Origin of the sequence: Paenibacillus sp. S28 (assembly GCF_016624415.1) — a bacterium.
In the GTDB taxonomy this organism is placed as follows: domain Bacteria; phylum Bacillota; class Bacilli; order Paenibacillales; family Paenibacillaceae; genus Paenibacillus_AQ; species Paenibacillus_AQ favisporus.
The window spans coordinates 148,527-164,712 of record NZ_JACVTM010000011.1; the positions used below are offsets into that span (position 1 = coordinate 148,527).

General features: G+C 56.7%; 7 protein-coding genes. All 7 read right to left on the reverse strand.

The annotated features are described in order from the left end of the window. Positions 1–92: 92 nt before the first annotated feature. Entirely contained in the window at positions 93–1,829 is a 1,737-nt protein-coding gene (locus tag IAE55_RS24075; protein WP_200634100.1) for a peptide-binding protein, read from the reverse strand. Between the two features lie 966 nt (positions 1,830–2,795). After that, complete coding sequence (locus IAE55_RS24080; protein WP_200634101.1) at positions 2,796–5,540, reverse strand: alpha-mannosidase; 2,745 nt, start codon at positions 5,538–5,540, stop codon at positions 2,796–2,798. A gap of 401 nt (positions 5,541–5,941) precedes the next feature. Next, complete coding sequence (locus IAE55_RS24085; RefSeq protein ID WP_200634102.1) at positions 5,942–6,151, reverse strand: hypothetical protein; 210 nt, start codon at positions 6,149–6,151, stop codon at positions 5,942–5,944. Positions 6,152–6,232: 81 nt separating this feature from the next. Next, positions 6,233–9,349: a beta-galactosidase gene (locus IAE55_RS24090; protein WP_200634103.1), complete on the reverse strand. Its 3,117-nt coding sequence runs from the start codon at positions 9,347–9,349 to the stop codon at positions 6,233–6,235. Next, complete coding sequence (locus IAE55_RS24095) at positions 9,346–10,665, reverse strand: glycoside hydrolase family 125 protein (RefSeq protein ID WP_200634104.1); 1,320 nt, start codon at positions 10,663–10,665, stop codon at positions 9,346–9,348. The genes IAE55_RS24090 and IAE55_RS24095 overlap by 4 nt, the downstream gene beginning before the upstream one ends. A gap of 99 nt (positions 10,666–10,764) precedes the next feature. Next, positions 10,765–13,866: an alpha-mannosidase gene (locus IAE55_RS24100; protein WP_200634105.1), complete on the reverse strand. Its 3,102-nt coding sequence runs from the start codon at positions 13,864–13,866 to the stop codon at positions 10,765–10,767. After that, the gene (locus IAE55_RS24105) at positions 13,867–16,170 is read right to left on the reverse strand and encodes a glycoside hydrolase family 3 N-terminal domain-containing protein (protein WP_200634106.1); all 2,304 of its coding nucleotides are present in this window, start codon (positions 16,168–16,170) and stop codon (positions 13,867–13,869) included. It lies immediately after the preceding gene. Positions 16,171–16,186 lie beyond the last annotated feature (16 nt).

Below are 16,186 nucleotides of genomic sequence, written 5' to 3' on the forward strand. Positions count from 1 at the left end.
ACGCCTAACCATCATCCTTTTTTAAACACAAAAAAGGGTGGAGGGGAAGTTTCCTCCCCCTCTAGCACCGTTGTTACTTCCTATGTTGTCTATTATTTTGCGTCTACCCACCAGTTGATCAGGTGGAAGAAGTATCCGTAAGCCAGGGAGGATTCAGGAGCATCCTCTTCCGCAAATTTCACCTTGCTGCTGTTATACGCGGTTGGCGTACCGTATTGGTACATGAACACGTATGGAAGGTCCGTCGAAATCTCTTGACCGATTTGTTTGTAAATCTCTTTACGCTTCTCTTGGTCTACGACAGCCGTTCCCTCTTCCCACAGCTTGTCGAGTTTTTCGTTCTTATAGAAACCTTGGTTCTGACCAGCCGGCGGGAAGTACTTCGAGCTGAACGTTGTTTCTCCGTCCGGATCCGGGTTGTTCAGGGACCATCCCATCAGGATTGCCGGGTATTTACCTGGAGTCAGGTTTTGGTCAACCCATGCAGCGAAGTCGAGCGCTTTAGGAACAACTTCAATCCCTACATCCTTCAGGTTTTGTTGGATTACGCTCGCCACTTGCTCACGGCGGCTGTTACCCGAGTTGTATTGAAGTTCGAAGGAGAAACGGTGTCCGTCTTTCGTCAGGATGCCGTCGCTGCCTGCAGTCCATCCGTCTTCAGCCAGCAGCTGCTTCGCTTTTTCCGGATCAAAGGCATAGTTGACCGCCGCATCGCCCGGATCTGCCCAGGAACCTGGCAGGAACGGAGCGTTCATCAGCTTGCCTGTACCTTTCAGAACGTTGTCGATCATGCCTTGACGGTTAAGCGCGTAAGCAATCGCTTGTCTTGTTTTTTGTCCAGCCCAAGGAACAAACTTGTCCTTGAAGTTGTCCGGGTTGAAGTTGAATCCGAGGTACTCGTATTGCGGACCTGGCTCCTGGATAACAGTCAAGCCGTCTCTGCTCTTCACGGCGTCGACTTGGGTTACCGGGATACCGCCCAGAAGGTCAACGTCGCCTTTGATAAGGGCTTGAACTTCTGTGTTTTGGTCGGCATAGATTTTATATACGATCTTGTCGATATGAGGTTTAGGACCCCAGTAGTTCGGGTTTCTTTCGAAGGAAAGGTACTGCTTCTGCTTCCACTCTTTCCATACCCAAGGACCGCTGGATACCGTTTTGGCCGGATCGGTTCCGTATACGTTCTTTTGCAGCTCTTCAGGCTTAACGTCCTTCAGGATGTGCTCCGGAACGATTTGGGTAGACAAAACATATTGGAATGGAGCGTAGACTTGTTTCAGCGTAATTTTAACGGTAAGGTCATCCACTTTCTCGATTTTCGTTACCTTGTCAAATCCGGACATTCCAGGGGATCCGACTTTAGGGTCCTTAATCGAATTGAATGTGAAGACGACGTCGTCGGCCGTAATCGCTTCGCCGTCGCTCCATTTCGCCGAATCTTTCAGCTTGATGGTATACGTAAGTCCATCTTCGGAAATCGTCATCGGCTCAGCGGCAATAGACCAAGGCTCGGCTACGACTTCACCTGTACGGTTAATGTCATACAGCTTGGCATACATGAACTCCGCAGCATCACCAGATGCTGTATCTTGAACGAACAGTGGGTTTACGCTAACGATGTCGGAGAAACTTCCGTAAGTCAGCGTTCCGCCGTCCACCGGACCGGTCGCCTCTTTAGTTCCCTCCGTGCCCGTAGTCGCAGACGAATCGGTGTTACCCTCGTCTTTAGGTGTGCTGCTTGCTTCATCCTTGCTGCCGCATCCTACGAACAGCGTGCTGACTACCGATAATGAAACGAGTAATGAGAGCCATTTTTTCTTGCTTGTCATGTACCATTTTCCTCCCCTTTATGATTTGAAAAATAATGGCGTCCCGCATAAGATACGAGAACAACCCAAGACCTCTCCAATGGTCTCAAGCGATCTGGCCGCGAAAACCATTAGGGACTTTACACCTACTTCGGTTACCGTAACCGACCCCCGAATGACGTTGAAACAATTCCCCCTCTTGTAGACCTTTCATATTGCAACAAGACGACGGTAGCAAGGTAAAGCAATATATTAAAAAATAATATATCCAGAAGTAAGGCAGGACCGATGCGGGATCGTGCAGCAATAAAGGACGGTAGATTCCGCGACGTGGACGCGCAGTGCATTATAGCGCAATAAAGCATTAATGCTTTAAATGACCATCGGTCAATTTGAATCAGCAAAAAGGACTATATATGAAATGGTTAAAACTTCCTAATAAATTTAATGTAAATAATACGTGTAAATTAATATCACGTCAATATTTTTTTTGGGCGGTTTTAATATATTTTTTAAAATGGCTCAATATTAGCTGTATCAATGGGATTTTGATGAAAGAGGCGATCCGTTTTCACCAAATTTAAATGTTAAAAACAGGAAGGTTTGACGTCTGGAATATCCAAGTTCTCAAAATGTTCAAAGTATAAACCGCTTACATTGAGAATACATAAAAATGCATGTTAGGTTCTGTGACACAGTAGCGAGGTTTCTTGTAAATTATGGAAGCCACAGGCTAACAGCATAGGAATCTTCCGCGTCATCTCTTGCAAATCAACAATTGATTACGTTCAAATTTACTGGAACATAAATCATCTGTCAATTATAAAAATAGCGGGTAATTCTGGTAAGTAGATGGGAATTGGAATGTTTAAATTGTCAAGGAGCCGGGGTTGCCGGAGGGGGAAAAAAGCCCCCCTCACACCCCTATTATAAATCACTTTTTGAATAAATCTATGAATACTAAATTATTCCATCTAGTTAAACATACTAGCGCTCAATGCCTATCGTCACGATTTCGCAAGGTCCCGCTTCCAGCTCCAAAGACTCAGACAGCTGTTCTACCGAAGCGCCTTCCGTCTCTTCCAGAATGGTCGTTTTATATGCACGGCTCACCGATTGAGGCCATTCTAACCGAAGGCTGGCAGGCTGCTGTTTCATGTTGTACCAGCGAAGCATATGGTCTCCGGAATCCTCGTTAACGGTCCACGCCGAGAAGGCGACTCCCTCACCGCTCCAGGCAAAAGGAGCATGTACCGCAGACAGATCGCCGGTATGAATTCCGGTTTGCACGCTTGTCCACGGAATTTGGAATTGGTAAGCTTCCGCGTAAGCTCCGGACTCCTCCCCGCGGCCGTCATGCGGAATGATTTCAAGCTGAACGGCATGTTCGCCAAGGCATTGAGCCTCCGGCGTCGGGAACCAGCCCCAGTCGCCCAATTCTCCGACCGAACGAAGCAGCGTGACCGCGATAGTATTCCGGCCGTCCCGCAGCACTTCATACTCGTTCAAGCCGAGGTTGGCTACCGCCAGGCCGGCTGTCTCCCCGCTCACATCGACAAAAGCCTGCTGATGCTGGGCGTTGCTCGGATTCTGCCATTCGATCGCGGGCTGATTATCCCGTGTCACGATTTCAAACATGGAGTCCACGCGGTGCCGGCTGGCTTCAATGTCAGTCGGGAACAATGCGCGGACGCGGTGATCCTTCGCCTGGTTGTTAAACGAGGCCTCCACTTTAACGCCCTTGCCATCCTTCTCCAGACGTACCAGGGTACGGATCTTCATCGGCACGGTTTCTTTCACCCGTTGAGCTTTGCGCTCCGGATAGTAGACCACTTCGATCTGCTCCTTCTGAAGAAGCTCATCCGCCGATGCCGGTACCTCCCAGTCATGAACGATTTCGAGCGTAGCGCGGAAAGGCGTATCTTCCACAACCCGGATCGATGCTTGCAGATCGCGCGTCGTCAGCGGAGCTTCACCTTCAGGCTGCTTGTACATGTATTCGTTGCCGATGTCCCCGGTATCCTCGTAAACGAGCAGGTCACGGTATTCGCGTCCGTTTCGCTTGTCGGTTACCGTAAGGCTTCCGTTCGGCTGAGCTGCTACCCGCAGGATGCTATTTTCCATCACGTTGTTCCCGGTGATCAGCGATGCTGAAGCATTGTCCGAGTGCTGCGCCGCTGCCTGGCCAGACACGAGTGCATAGGCCCGGAGCCCGTGCGCCGGAACGGCGTTAGCCTGCAGCGTAATTCGCACGGCACGCGCCATATATGGCTGACGGAACCGGTCATCCGGCAGATCGTAGCCGAAGCGCTGGCCCAGATCCTCGAGCGTAAAAGGCACCGGCTTTCCGCTCGGGTCCAGCACCACACGCTCACCAAGCTCGAGCGCCTGAATCCGGCGGCTGATTTCGTCCAGCGGGATGCCGTCTCGGAAGTAAATCCGCTGTACGTCCAGCTCAACGGATACGGTGCCGGTCCGCTCCCATCCGGTAGTGTTAAACACCACAAACGGCAGCGCATCTTCGCCATACTGCGCGAAGGATGACGTATCCACCGCATCGGCCACCGCCCGCTTGCTGTCTTCAATGATCGATTCCGCCACGTCGCGGCTCTTCGCAAAGCGGGTTACCATCTCGCGGTGAACCTCATCGACGCTGCAGCCGCAGATGCTGTCATGCGGATGGTTCTGCATCAGCGTTTTCCATGCATACGTAAACAGGTGGTGCGGGTAGGCCTGACCGGTCAGGTGGGCATACGCCGCCAGCGGCTCAGCTACCTTTTCCAGCAGCGCCTGGCCATGCTGGTTCATCTGCTTGAGATATACGCGGGCAGACGCCGTGTTCACAAGCGTCCCCCATCCGTCGGTCCGCTGGCTACGAAGCTCGCCGCGCACGACGGACAGCTCGTTCTCTTGATGGCCTTTGACCGATTCCAAATACTGCGGGAAATTCGAGTGAACGAACTCCGTGTCCGGATACAGCTTGCGCGCAGTCTCCAGCGCCTCAGCCAAATCGGTCTGGATCGGCTGGTGGTCGCAGCCGTTCATGAAGAGGAGCTCTGGCGTCGACGCGTACTTCTCCGCGTCCGCCAGCTTCCGGTCCCAGAACGCCTTCGCCTCTTCGGGATCGGCCGGAATTTCGTTGCCGTTGCTGTACCAGTTGGCAAACAGAATGCCGAGCACCTTGGAGCCGTCCGGACCTTCCCAGATGAGCTCCGAGAAGGAAGACTCATACTCAGAGTCGGCAACAGTATTGTTAAAGCCGGTCGGCTTGACGCCGCGGCCGAACAAGGCGTTATCGATGCCGGATTGGCGCATCAGCTGCGGCGCCTGGCCGACGATGCCAAAGGTGTCGGGGAAATATCCCACCTTGGAAATTTGCCCGTAACGGCGGGCGTCCTTATGGCCGATTTGCATGTTGCGGATGTTGGCCTCACCGCTGGTCAGGAACGCATCCTGCAAAATATACCACGGGCCGATAAAAATGCGGCCTTCGCGGATGTATTTTTCATGCCGTTCCTTCTGCTCGGGACGCACCTGAAGGTAATCCTCCAGAATAATCGTTTGCCCGTCCAGGTAAAAGCTCTTGTACTCCGTATCGTTCTCCAATGTATCCATCAGCACGTCCATCAGACGGATGAGACGGACATGATGTTTTTCATAGGGCAAATACCATTCCCGGTCCCAGTGAGTATGGGAGATGATATGCGCCGTTCGTTTCGGCTTGTTTGACATAAAAATCGGGTCTCCTTTCCTTGGGCGGCTTGTTCCCGATCGGAACTCTCATCCCCTGCTTGCAGATCAACATATTGGGCTAAGGTCCAGCTCATAGCCAAACCCTGCCCTGGATAAATTTGCACTGTCATGGATGGCCGGACGCTGGCATGGATGACTTACGGATATAAGCATCTCCTTCCGCAAGTGTCCATCCATCGCGTACAAATTAACATTCAAAGTAAGTCTTAAATATAACCTATATATAATAGAAGAAAAAAATTTGGCGATCCGTACATCAGACGATTTCTGCAGGCCTGAACCTTCGATTGAAAGTTTATAAAAAACCCCTGCCGATTGCCCAGTTTTGGCGATCAATCCCAAAAAACTCCCCAAATAGGAGGACGCCAGGGGCCCAACATTCAAAAGCCGGCTATTGCTGCCAAAAGCCCTTTTGCCCAATAAGACAGCGGGCTTCCTGCCGGAATAACACCGGCCCCTAAAAACAAGTGTCCATTCACAGTGGACAGAATCCTTGCCTCCGGTACAGCAGTGAAAAGGGGCAGGATCCCTGGATCCCGCACCAAAATTATCCTTTTCCCCTGCCCTGCAAGGATTGGTTTGATGCCCATCCCGTTTGCTCCGATGGCCCCACCTCTGCAAAAGCTCCTGACGATCGCCTACACCTTATTGTACAAATCAACTCAACGTGTTTAGTCTACTTGGATGTCAACCTCGTCCGGCCGGTACACGGCCGTAATGCGGCCCTCCCGGTCGGCGGCAAACAACACGCTGCGGTCGCTCTCGAGCGTAAAGCTGTAGACGGCTCCGGTCTGCGGGTCCTTGACCTGAACCGGGGCATCCCAGCCGTACTCGGAGACGAACACGTACAGGCTGCCGTCCTTGAAGCTGAGCTTCCGGCCGTACACGCCAGGCAGGTCTCCGCCGGCCAGCCACTCGAGCTCGCGCTCCACGCCGGCTGCGGCAGCCGCGTACCGGTACAGCTCGAGGATCGGCTCGTCCCGGCCGTTCAGCTCGAGCGGCAGCGGGCTCCAGATGAGCCGGCCCTTGCCCAGCGGCACGTCCACGAGCGCGTCCATGATTGCGCCGGTCCCTGCGGCCGGGATTTCCTTGGCCACCTCGGCGATCCGCCGGTGCCCGAAGGATACCGGCAGCAGCCGGCCATTCACGCCGAGCATTTCCTCCCGGCGCACATTGGCAAGCCGGCGCTCGCCGAGGACGGCATCAAGGCGTGTCGTCGGACGCCAGTAGGCGTCCAGGCCGAGCGGGCCGGTGGCGAGCAGCGTCGCGCCGGTCTCCTTGACGAGCTCCAGCAGCTCGTCCAGCGCCCGGCTGTCCATGTTATGCGGGCTCGGCAGCAGGATCAGTTTCGGCGCCTTCTGCCGCAGCGCGTCCAGATGGTATTCCGACGCCGCACGGAATGGCAGCTTCAGATCATAAGCCAGCAGCCGTGTCAGCCGGGTCGTCGACTGGAACGCAAATGCGCGGTTCGAGAAGTCATTGGAGTACGGGAAGACGGCGACGATGTCCTCGAGCTCCCGGTCCGTAAACAAGTCCCGCGTGGCCGCGATGAAGCGTCCAAAGTCGTAGGATACACCCGCTTCCGGCTTCTCCGTGCCATCGGCGCGGAGGGCTCCGATATGCGATTCATTGGCGTTGTCCATATAGAAGTTCGTATTCCAGATCCAGTGGATCGCACCGGCCCCCCCGGTAGAGAAGGCGTAGGCGTATTTCCGCTCCAAAATGCTGCGCAGCTCGGCTTCGGACCGCTTGGCGCGGCCGTCCGGCGTTTCTACGTACATAATGCCGGTTTCCTGAATCAGGTTCGGTTTATCCGGCGTTTTCGTGAAGATGCCGTCCCATACCAGATAGTCGTTCAACCACCAGGAGTGCACCGTCGTATAATCGACGGCCGGCTCATAGAAGAACGGAGACGGACGCTGGGCGCCGAGCGCTTCGTCCTGCCCAACGGTGACCAAATGGTCCGGGCACAGCTCCTTGATCGTGCCGACGAGCTGCTCGGCCCACCGGTTGTGCATATCCATCGAGAACAGGCAGTAATCGAGCCATCTCGTTCCCTTCTTGGCTTTGTGCATATCCTGCACGTCGAAGTTGATCTCTTCCGCTTCCGGAATGGATGCCGAAGCAAAGTCGGGCAGCTGGTCCGGCGTCATGTTCCATGCTTCCTGGAGGCTGCGAATATCGCCGTGACGGCGCTTCAGCCACTCCACGAACGCCTGGTGCTCAAACGGATCCCGGGCGGAACGCGGTCCCTCCGAGAAAATCCGCGGCGGATCAAACATCGACGGTTCGTTAATCAAATCCCAGTCCACATGCGTCGTGGCCGTATGTCGGCTGACGATGCTGCGGATGAAGCGTTTCTGGGCCTCAACGCTCTGCGGGTCGAGATAAGGGTTCAGCCCTTCCCACGTCTCCGGTGTGAAGGAGAAGAACGTAAACGTCACCTGCAGGCCGTGGCGCTTGGCCGTCAGGAAGAAGGCGTCGATCGCGCGCAGCACTTCCTCCGAGGCATGGCCGTCGACTTGCATAATATTCCGGTAAGCCGTCCAGACGCCGGTGCGGATCCAGTTGATGCCCGCCTTGGCCATCTGGGCCATGTCCCGCTCCCATACGTCCACGTTCGGCAGGAACAGGAACTTGCGCGCCACGTCGGAGGTCATGTACGTCATGCCCACAACGGGCAGCGGCCGCCCGTCTTTGATGAAATAGTCGCGGCTGCGGGTAATCGGCGAGCCCTCGGCCAGAAGGAGGTCGTCACGGCCCCAGAAGCCCTGGCGCAGCACGCGAATCTCGCCGTCCGGTCCCTCTGCGCGGCATACGATGCGGTGCAGCCCGCTCTTCAAGGCCAGAGGCACCGGAATGCGCACGAAGTTCTGCTCCTTCGTCACCTGCGCCTGGAACCGGTGGCTCCAGACCTCTCCGCTTCCGCCCTCATGGCTTACTCCCAGCTCGAAGCTCCACAGCTCAGGCGCCGCACTGCGCGATTCCCCGCGCTGCAAAATCTGCGTCTGCAGCGTCAGCACCGCGTGTTCCCCGGCTTCGTACGAAGCATAATTCGGCTTCAGCGACAGCTCGGTCACGCCCCGCGCGCAGAAACGCGCCCAGTCGACCAGGTGCGCAGCGCCATTGCCGTTCCAGAACGCTTCGGTCAGCGGCAGGAACACGAACATCCAGCGCGAGCCGGCGAACGTCACGCGGGAGTTCTCCCACAGCACGATCGGCGCGGCGATCTCGCGCCCTTCGGCGCTGAGGCCGGTAAGCAGCGGATAGATCTGCGTGCTCATCGGTCCGGCTGAGCCCATCTGCTGCGGCAAATCGGCGCTTTTGGTCGTATGCGGCACCAGGTTCCAGGCATCTGCCAGCTCAAACAGGCCTTCTTGGCCGTTCAGCAGCGGGATGCGGTCCGAAACGGCGAGTTTCGTGACTTTGCCTGTGTCCACCCGCAGCGCTTCGTGAATATAGAGTTCCTGATGATAGGCAGTTTGCTCGGTCTCCGACACCCAGGACCCGTTATCCCGTACTACAGGAATTTTAAAAGGCGCCCCGCCTGCACTAATCAGGCTGCCTCCCCGATGCAGGAAGGCGGAAATTTCCGTCCAGGCAGCCTTTGGAAAATAAGGCGCGTGCAAATTGACAAAACAACCTTGATCCACTCCGCGAAGTGCGTCAGCCAGTTCTTCGGCGCGAACGACCGCTACTTCTGCGGCATGCTGGAAGTCTCCGGCCTGCGGGAGCTTGCCCGCAGCCGGGAAATCCGGATCGCACAGAATGATGATATGCCGGCTCATAGCAGACCATCCTTCATGGCCTTATACACGAGCTGGGAGAACAGGCTGTTGGACCAGGCGAACCATTTTCGCGTAAAAACGGTCGGATCGTCAGCGTGGAACCCTTCATGCATGAAGCCTGTATCCGCATCGGTAGCTTCCAGCATGGCGATCATCTCCAGCTTCTCTTCGGCCGTCTGCGCGGTCAATCCCTGCATGGACAAGGCCATATGCCAGATATAGTCCTCCGGCGTGTGCGGGCTGCCGATGCCCTTGGCCGCTTTGCCTTCGAAGTAGAACGGATTTTCTTTGCTGAGCGCAAACCGTCTCGTATTTTGATAAATCGGATCGTCCGCCGTTGTGTACCCCAAGTAAGGGATGGACATCAGGCCCGGTGTACCGGCGTCGTCCATCAGGCAGTAGTTGCCGTAGCCGTCGGTCTCGTAGGCGTAAATCGGCCCGAACTGCGGATGGCGGTAAATGCCGTACAGCTGAATACCGTAGTTGACTTCGATCTCCAGCTCTTTGAGCTCGGCGAGCATGTCCATGTCACGGAAGACCCACTCGGCGAACTCCTGCATTTGGCGCAGCGCCACGACCGCAAACATATTGCCCGGAATGTTGTAATGGAAGTCGCAAGCGTCGTCGCTGGAGCGGAAGCCCGACCAGATCATACCTGTGTAGTTAACCGGCATGCCCATTCCGTTATTGCGCAGGGAGTCGGTCAGGATGCCGTTGTTGCGCGTAAAGCGGTACGGAGACTTCTCAAAGTGGTGCTGCTCCGTTTTGAACACGTCGATGATGGCGCGCATGGCCTTTTTGAAATTGGCATCGAAAATATCGGTCAGCTCGGTTTCCTTCCAGTACAGGTACGCCAGACGAATAACGAAGCACAGCGAATCGATCTCGAATTTGCGCTCCCACACCCATGGGGACATGTCCGTTTCGTCCGTCGTATTCCAGTGCCAGTCATTGGCCGACTCATTGAACGCATTGGCGTACGGGTCGATCAAGACGTAGTGAACATGGCGTTTGATCAATCCGCCGATAATGCGCTGCAGGTCCTGGTCTTCCTTGGCAAAAGGCACGTAATGGACGACCTGCTCCACGGAATCGCGCAGCCAGGAGGCCGGGATGTCTCCTGTAATGACGAAGGTCGTTCCGTCATCCATCAGCTTAGTCGTCGTTTCCAGCGTATTTGGAAAGCAGTTTTTGAACAGCTGCAGCAGCTTCGGCCGGTGGACCAGCTTCTGCTCGGCTTCTTTAATCACGTCCTGGATCGCCTGCGGCATCTCCAGCGCCGGCATCGGTATTTTAGGAAGTCTGAATTGTTCCAAAGCGATACGCCCCTTTACTTGGCTGAATTGTAGAGTGTAATGATGTCACATCAAATCATGTATTGTTATACGATCTATACCAAACTTCTATATATGGCGTTAATCAACCTGCTTTAGCAGGACGGTTTTAATTTCATAAGGGGCAAAAGACAATTGCAGTTTCCCCTCCTGAAGCTGCAGCGGATGGGCCGGCTCCTCCAGCGCGTTGGACAGATAAGCCTCTGTGATGGCACCCGGCCATGTCAGCTCGATCTGTTCGCGTCCACCGGTCGATTCATAGAACCGCAGGATGACGCCGTTTCCGTCCTCGGACGGTTTCACCGTGTCGAGTACGACGTGTCCACCGGATAGGGTGATCAGCGATCCCGTTGACGGACGAGAGCCTTGTGCACCGGACTCCGTCTGGCGAACCGGCATGTCCACGTTCAGCTCCGCCGCCTGACGGACGGTGTGTGACTCCCTCCAGCCGCCTTGATGCGGCAGCAAAGAGTAGGTGAAGTCATGCTCGCCAAGGTCTGCCGTCACGTCCGGCCACTTCGGCGCCCGCAGCAGGGACAGACGGATCGTGCTGCCCTGAACGTCATAGCCGTATTTGCAGTCGTTCAGCAGGCTGACGCCGTATCCATGCTCCGACACGTCCACGAAGCGGTGTCCGCATACCTCGTACTGCGCCTGCTCCCAGCTCGTGTTCCGGTGGGTGGCGCGCTCAAGCGAACCGAATGGAATTTCGTAGGTCGCCTTATCGGTGACCACATCGACCGGGAAGCCCACTTTCAGAAGCTTGTGTGCCTCGTTCCAGTGGACATGCGTTTTGAAATCGATCCGCCGGTCATGGTGATAGAAGATCATGTCCTGCGTGATTTCGGACTGGCCGATCTTCCAGCGGAAGCGGAGCACATCTTTGGTGCGTCCGGCCAGAACCAGCCGCTTCTCGAGCAGCTCCGCCTCACCGGCCGGCTGCTGTTCGTAGCGGGTGTCAATGTCCCAGGCATCCCACAGCGTCGGACGGTCGTGGAAGAAGTGGAACCGGTTGGCGCGTTCCCCTTGCTTCACGACTTCCCGGCCGGCAGCCTTATCCAGCAGGCTGGTGATTTCGCCCCGCTCGTTGAACCGCACGAGGTAAGCGAAAGTCTCCCACGTATCGCCGAACGATTGAACTCCGGCGGAGTCAGTATTCACAGCGGCCTCCGGCTTCACCCACACGGTTTTATAACCCAGTGCCGGTACGTCGGGAACCCGCACGGAGATTCCGCCTTCGACAGCGTCCGTCTCCAGGCGCGTGCCGTGCTCGTCATAAGCGGCCAAGGCGCCTTCGCCTTGTTCGGCTTCGATATGAACCACAGCGCTCCGGCTCCATCCGAGACTGTTGAAGACAACGTACGGAGTGCCCTCCTTGCCGGAAGTGTTGATATCCGACACCAGCGTGTTCAGCCCTTCGTTCAAGGCATGTTCTCCCTTGGCGAAAATTTCGCCGTATTCCTTGTCCGACGTTTCATACGTTTCGGTAATCGCCGAGCCCGGAATGATGTCGTGGAACTGGTTCAGCAGGATCAGCTTCCAGCCGTCATGCAGCTGCTGCGTCACCTCTGTACGGTTGGCCGTATCCATGTTCGGCCCAGCCAGCGTGTTCCACAGCTCGGCTTCCCGGTACAGCACCTCCGCCTTACGGTTGCTGCGTTTGTTGCGGGCATGCGTCGTATACGTGCCGCGGTGCAGCTCCAAGTAGAGATCGCCGCGCCACGTCGGAAGCACCGGACCCGCATGCTCGATGCTCTCGAAAAACTTGGCCGCCGTACTGTAACGGCTTGCCGGCTGCCCGACCATCAGATCAGACCGGTCGATGTACTCCAGCATCTCGCGGGTGACGCCCCCGCCGCCGTCCCCGTGCCCGTACAGGAGCATCTGCTCGGGATGCAGTGCCTTTTCCCGATAGGACTGCCAGTGATCGTGAACATCCTTCGGCAGTGTGTGTTCGTTCACGCCATGGTTCAGATAAGACAAAATCGGTGTTCCATCGATGCCGACCCAATGGAACAAATCGTATGGGAACAGGTTGGTGTCGTTCCAACCTAGCTTGGTCGTCATGAAATAATCCACTTTGCCGTGCTTCAAAATTTGTGGCAGCGATGCGCAGTAGCCAAACGTGTCCGGCAGCCATTCGATATTCGACATCCGGCCGAATTCCTCCTGGTAGAACCGCTGGCCGTACAGCATCTGCCGGATCAGTGATTCGCCGCTCGGCAGATTCAGGTCGGGCTCGACCCACATGCCGCCGACCAGCTCCCAGCGTCCTTCCACGATCCGCGCCTTGACCCGTTCGAACAGCTCGGGGTCGTTTTCCTTCAGAAACGCGAAGAGCTGCGGCTGGCTTTGCGTGTACCGGTATTCCGGATATTCCTCCATCAGCCGGTCGACGGTCGAGAACGTGCGGCTCGCCTTGCGTACCGTTTCGCGGACAGGCCACAGCCAGGCGATATCGATGTGCGACTGGCCGACCATATGCTCCAGCCCCTCGGCATTGCCGCCCACTTCCTGGACGTCTGCTCTAAGCGCTGCCTCAATATCGGCAACGGCTCTGCCATCACGGATGGCCGCCGAATCCAGGTTCACGAACCGGTCCATCGCCCGGTACAGCACTTCCATCAGGCGTACGCGGCGGAAGTCTTCCTGCGGCAGCAGCACCAGCGAGTCACGCACGACGGTGACTGTATACATCAGGCTCAGCACCGCATGATTCGGCCGCACGAGCAGACTCGTGACCGACGTGATCGGCGGGTTAATAACGGCCTGCTGATTCAATGGATCGACCGGTTCCGGAACCGGGTCAAACAGCTCGATTTCGAGTTCCGGCGTCTCTCCGATCACGGCAGGATCGAGCGTTACATACGTATGATTGCGGTCGAGGCCTTGGTAGGAAACCCCGTTGACGCGCAGAAGCCCTTCTCCGCCCGAAGCGAAGACGAGCCCGAATGGCTCGGATGGCCAGCCTTCCGGCAGCTCAAGCCGGGTCCGGAAGAAATATGTCGTTCCTTGCTTGCTTGGAAAAGAGGCCAGCCCCTTCCCTTCCGGGTAAGGAGCCGTATTCTCGTATTCGCCAGGCAATTTGTAGTAAGAGCGGGTGATGTCCCAGCTGCGGAGCTCAGTCTGCTCCAGCCAGCGGTTGTCCGATAATTCACGGATAAAGCGTCTGATCCGTTCCATTTATTTACCCTCCCGCACGGCCAACTCCGTGCTCATCGTGTCGTTTACATGTCTGCCGACATGGATCCGGAACAGCCCCGGTTCCACGACGGGCTTCAGGTCCCTGCCCACGTACTGCAGCTGTTCCCTGCCGATCTTAAATTCCACGGTCCGGGATTCACCCGGTTCAAGTTCCACTTTCGTAAACCCTTTGAGCTCCATCAACGGACGGCTTGCGGCGCTCACTCTATCTGAAATGTACAGCTGGACGACTTCCGCTCCGGTACGGCTGCCGGTGTTCGTCACGTTCACCGATACGGTTGCCGTTTCGTCTTCCGTTATCGAATCGGCGCTGATGCGGAGCTGATCGTAACCAAAGGTCGTATAACTGAGGCCATAGCCGAACGGGTAACGCGGCTTCGAGTCCTCTTCCATATACCGCTTGCCCCGCGAGCGTTTGCCGTTGTAATACACCGGCAGCTGGCCGACATGCTTCGGAATCGATACGGTGAGCCGTCCGGACGGATTGACGTCGCCGAACAAAATGTCCGCCACCGCGTGTCCGCCCTCCTGCCCCGGATACCAGGCTTCCAGAATCGCGTCGGCATGCTCGTCCACCCATGGTTCGGCAATCGGACGGCCATTAATGTACACCACGATGAGACGCTTGCCTAGTTTGTGGATCTCCTGAATCAGTTCCAGCTGCACGCCCGCCAATCCCAGCGTCATTCGGTCGATGCCCTCGCCACACTCCATGTCGTTCCAGGAGCTGTCCGACACCTTCGAGGCGCCGGTCTTCAGGTCGATCGTCCCTTCGCCAAAATCGCGGGCACTCGATCCGCCCATCACCATCACCACGGTGTCGGCCTGAGACGCGTAGGACAGCGCCGTATCGAATCCTTCCCGGGAATCGCCTTTAATCCGGCAGCCCGGCGCATACAGCACCCGGCCGGATTCGGCGCCGAGCTTCGCCCGGATGCCCTTCAGCACGGTCGCCACTTTGTCCGCCGGCTGCGGCGACGTGTAATCGCCAAGCTGGTTATAGCCGTGGTCTGCGTTCGGACCGATCACGGCAATGGTGCCCGCCCGCTTGTCCAGCGGCAGCGCATCCTTCTCGTTCTTCAAGAGAATGATGCCTTCCTCCGCCAGCTTGCGTGCCAGCTGCACATGCTCGCTTTGGCCAATGACCTGCTCAGCCCGCTCCGGATCCACATATGGCCGGTCGAACAAGCCCAGCTTGAATTTGAGTACCAGCACCCGCAGCACCGCCCGGTCCAGGACACCAATGCCAAGCTTGCCCTGGCTGACCGCCTCCAGCAGATACCGGCCGAACATTTCGCCGGACATCTCCATGTCGATGCCCGCTTTGATGGCCTGAACGGTGGCGTCCATGCCGTCTTCCGCTACATCATGACCCGCGGCCAGCATGTCGATGGCCCCACAGTCGGTGATGACCATGCCGTCGAACCCCCACTGCTTGCGGAGGACGTCCTCCAGCAGTTCCGTGTTGACCGTGCACGGCACCCCGTCAATTTCGTTATACGCCGGCATGATGGACACAGCGCCGGCTTCCACTGCTTTCTTAAACGGATACAGGTCCACCTCAAGCAGCTCGCGCCAGCCCATATGCACCGGGCCGGCGTTGCGTCCGCCTTCGGAGCTGCCGTATCCGACAAAATGCTTCAGCGTCGCGGCAACGCTCGCGTCGCTGTCCAAAGCATCGCCCTGAAGCCCCTGGACCGATGCGGCGGCAAATTCGCCGATCAGGTAAGGGTCTTCGGCGAAGCACTCCTCCGTGCGCCCCCAGCGGGGATCGCGCACGACGTCCAGCACCGGCGAGTACGTCACCGCCCCGCCCTGCGCCCGCGTCTCCGCGGCGACGGCGCGGCACATCTCGCGGTACAGGTCGACGTTCCACGTGCTCCCGAGCAGCAGCGGCACCGGATACACCGTGCCGTCGATCGCCATATGCCCGTGCGAGCACTCCTCCCCGATCAGGATCGGAATGCCGAGCCGGGAATTCTCAATGGCATAACGCTGAATTTCGTTAACCGCCTCCGCACCTTCCTTGGCGGACAGGCCGTTCTCCAGCGTGACGCCGGTCCACGGATCGGCGCGCAGTACCCCGTACAGGGAACCGACACCGCCATTTTGGACCTGCTGCTTAAAAGACTCCGTTAATTCAATCTTCCCATCTCTATGTTCATAGGTTTGCCAGCCGAACGGCTGCACGAGCTGGCCAACCTTTTCTTCCAAAGTCATCAGACCTAGCAAATGCCGGGCCCTCTCCACAGCTGGTTTCGTCTTGTCTTTGTAAATCAACATCTCGACTTCTCTCCTG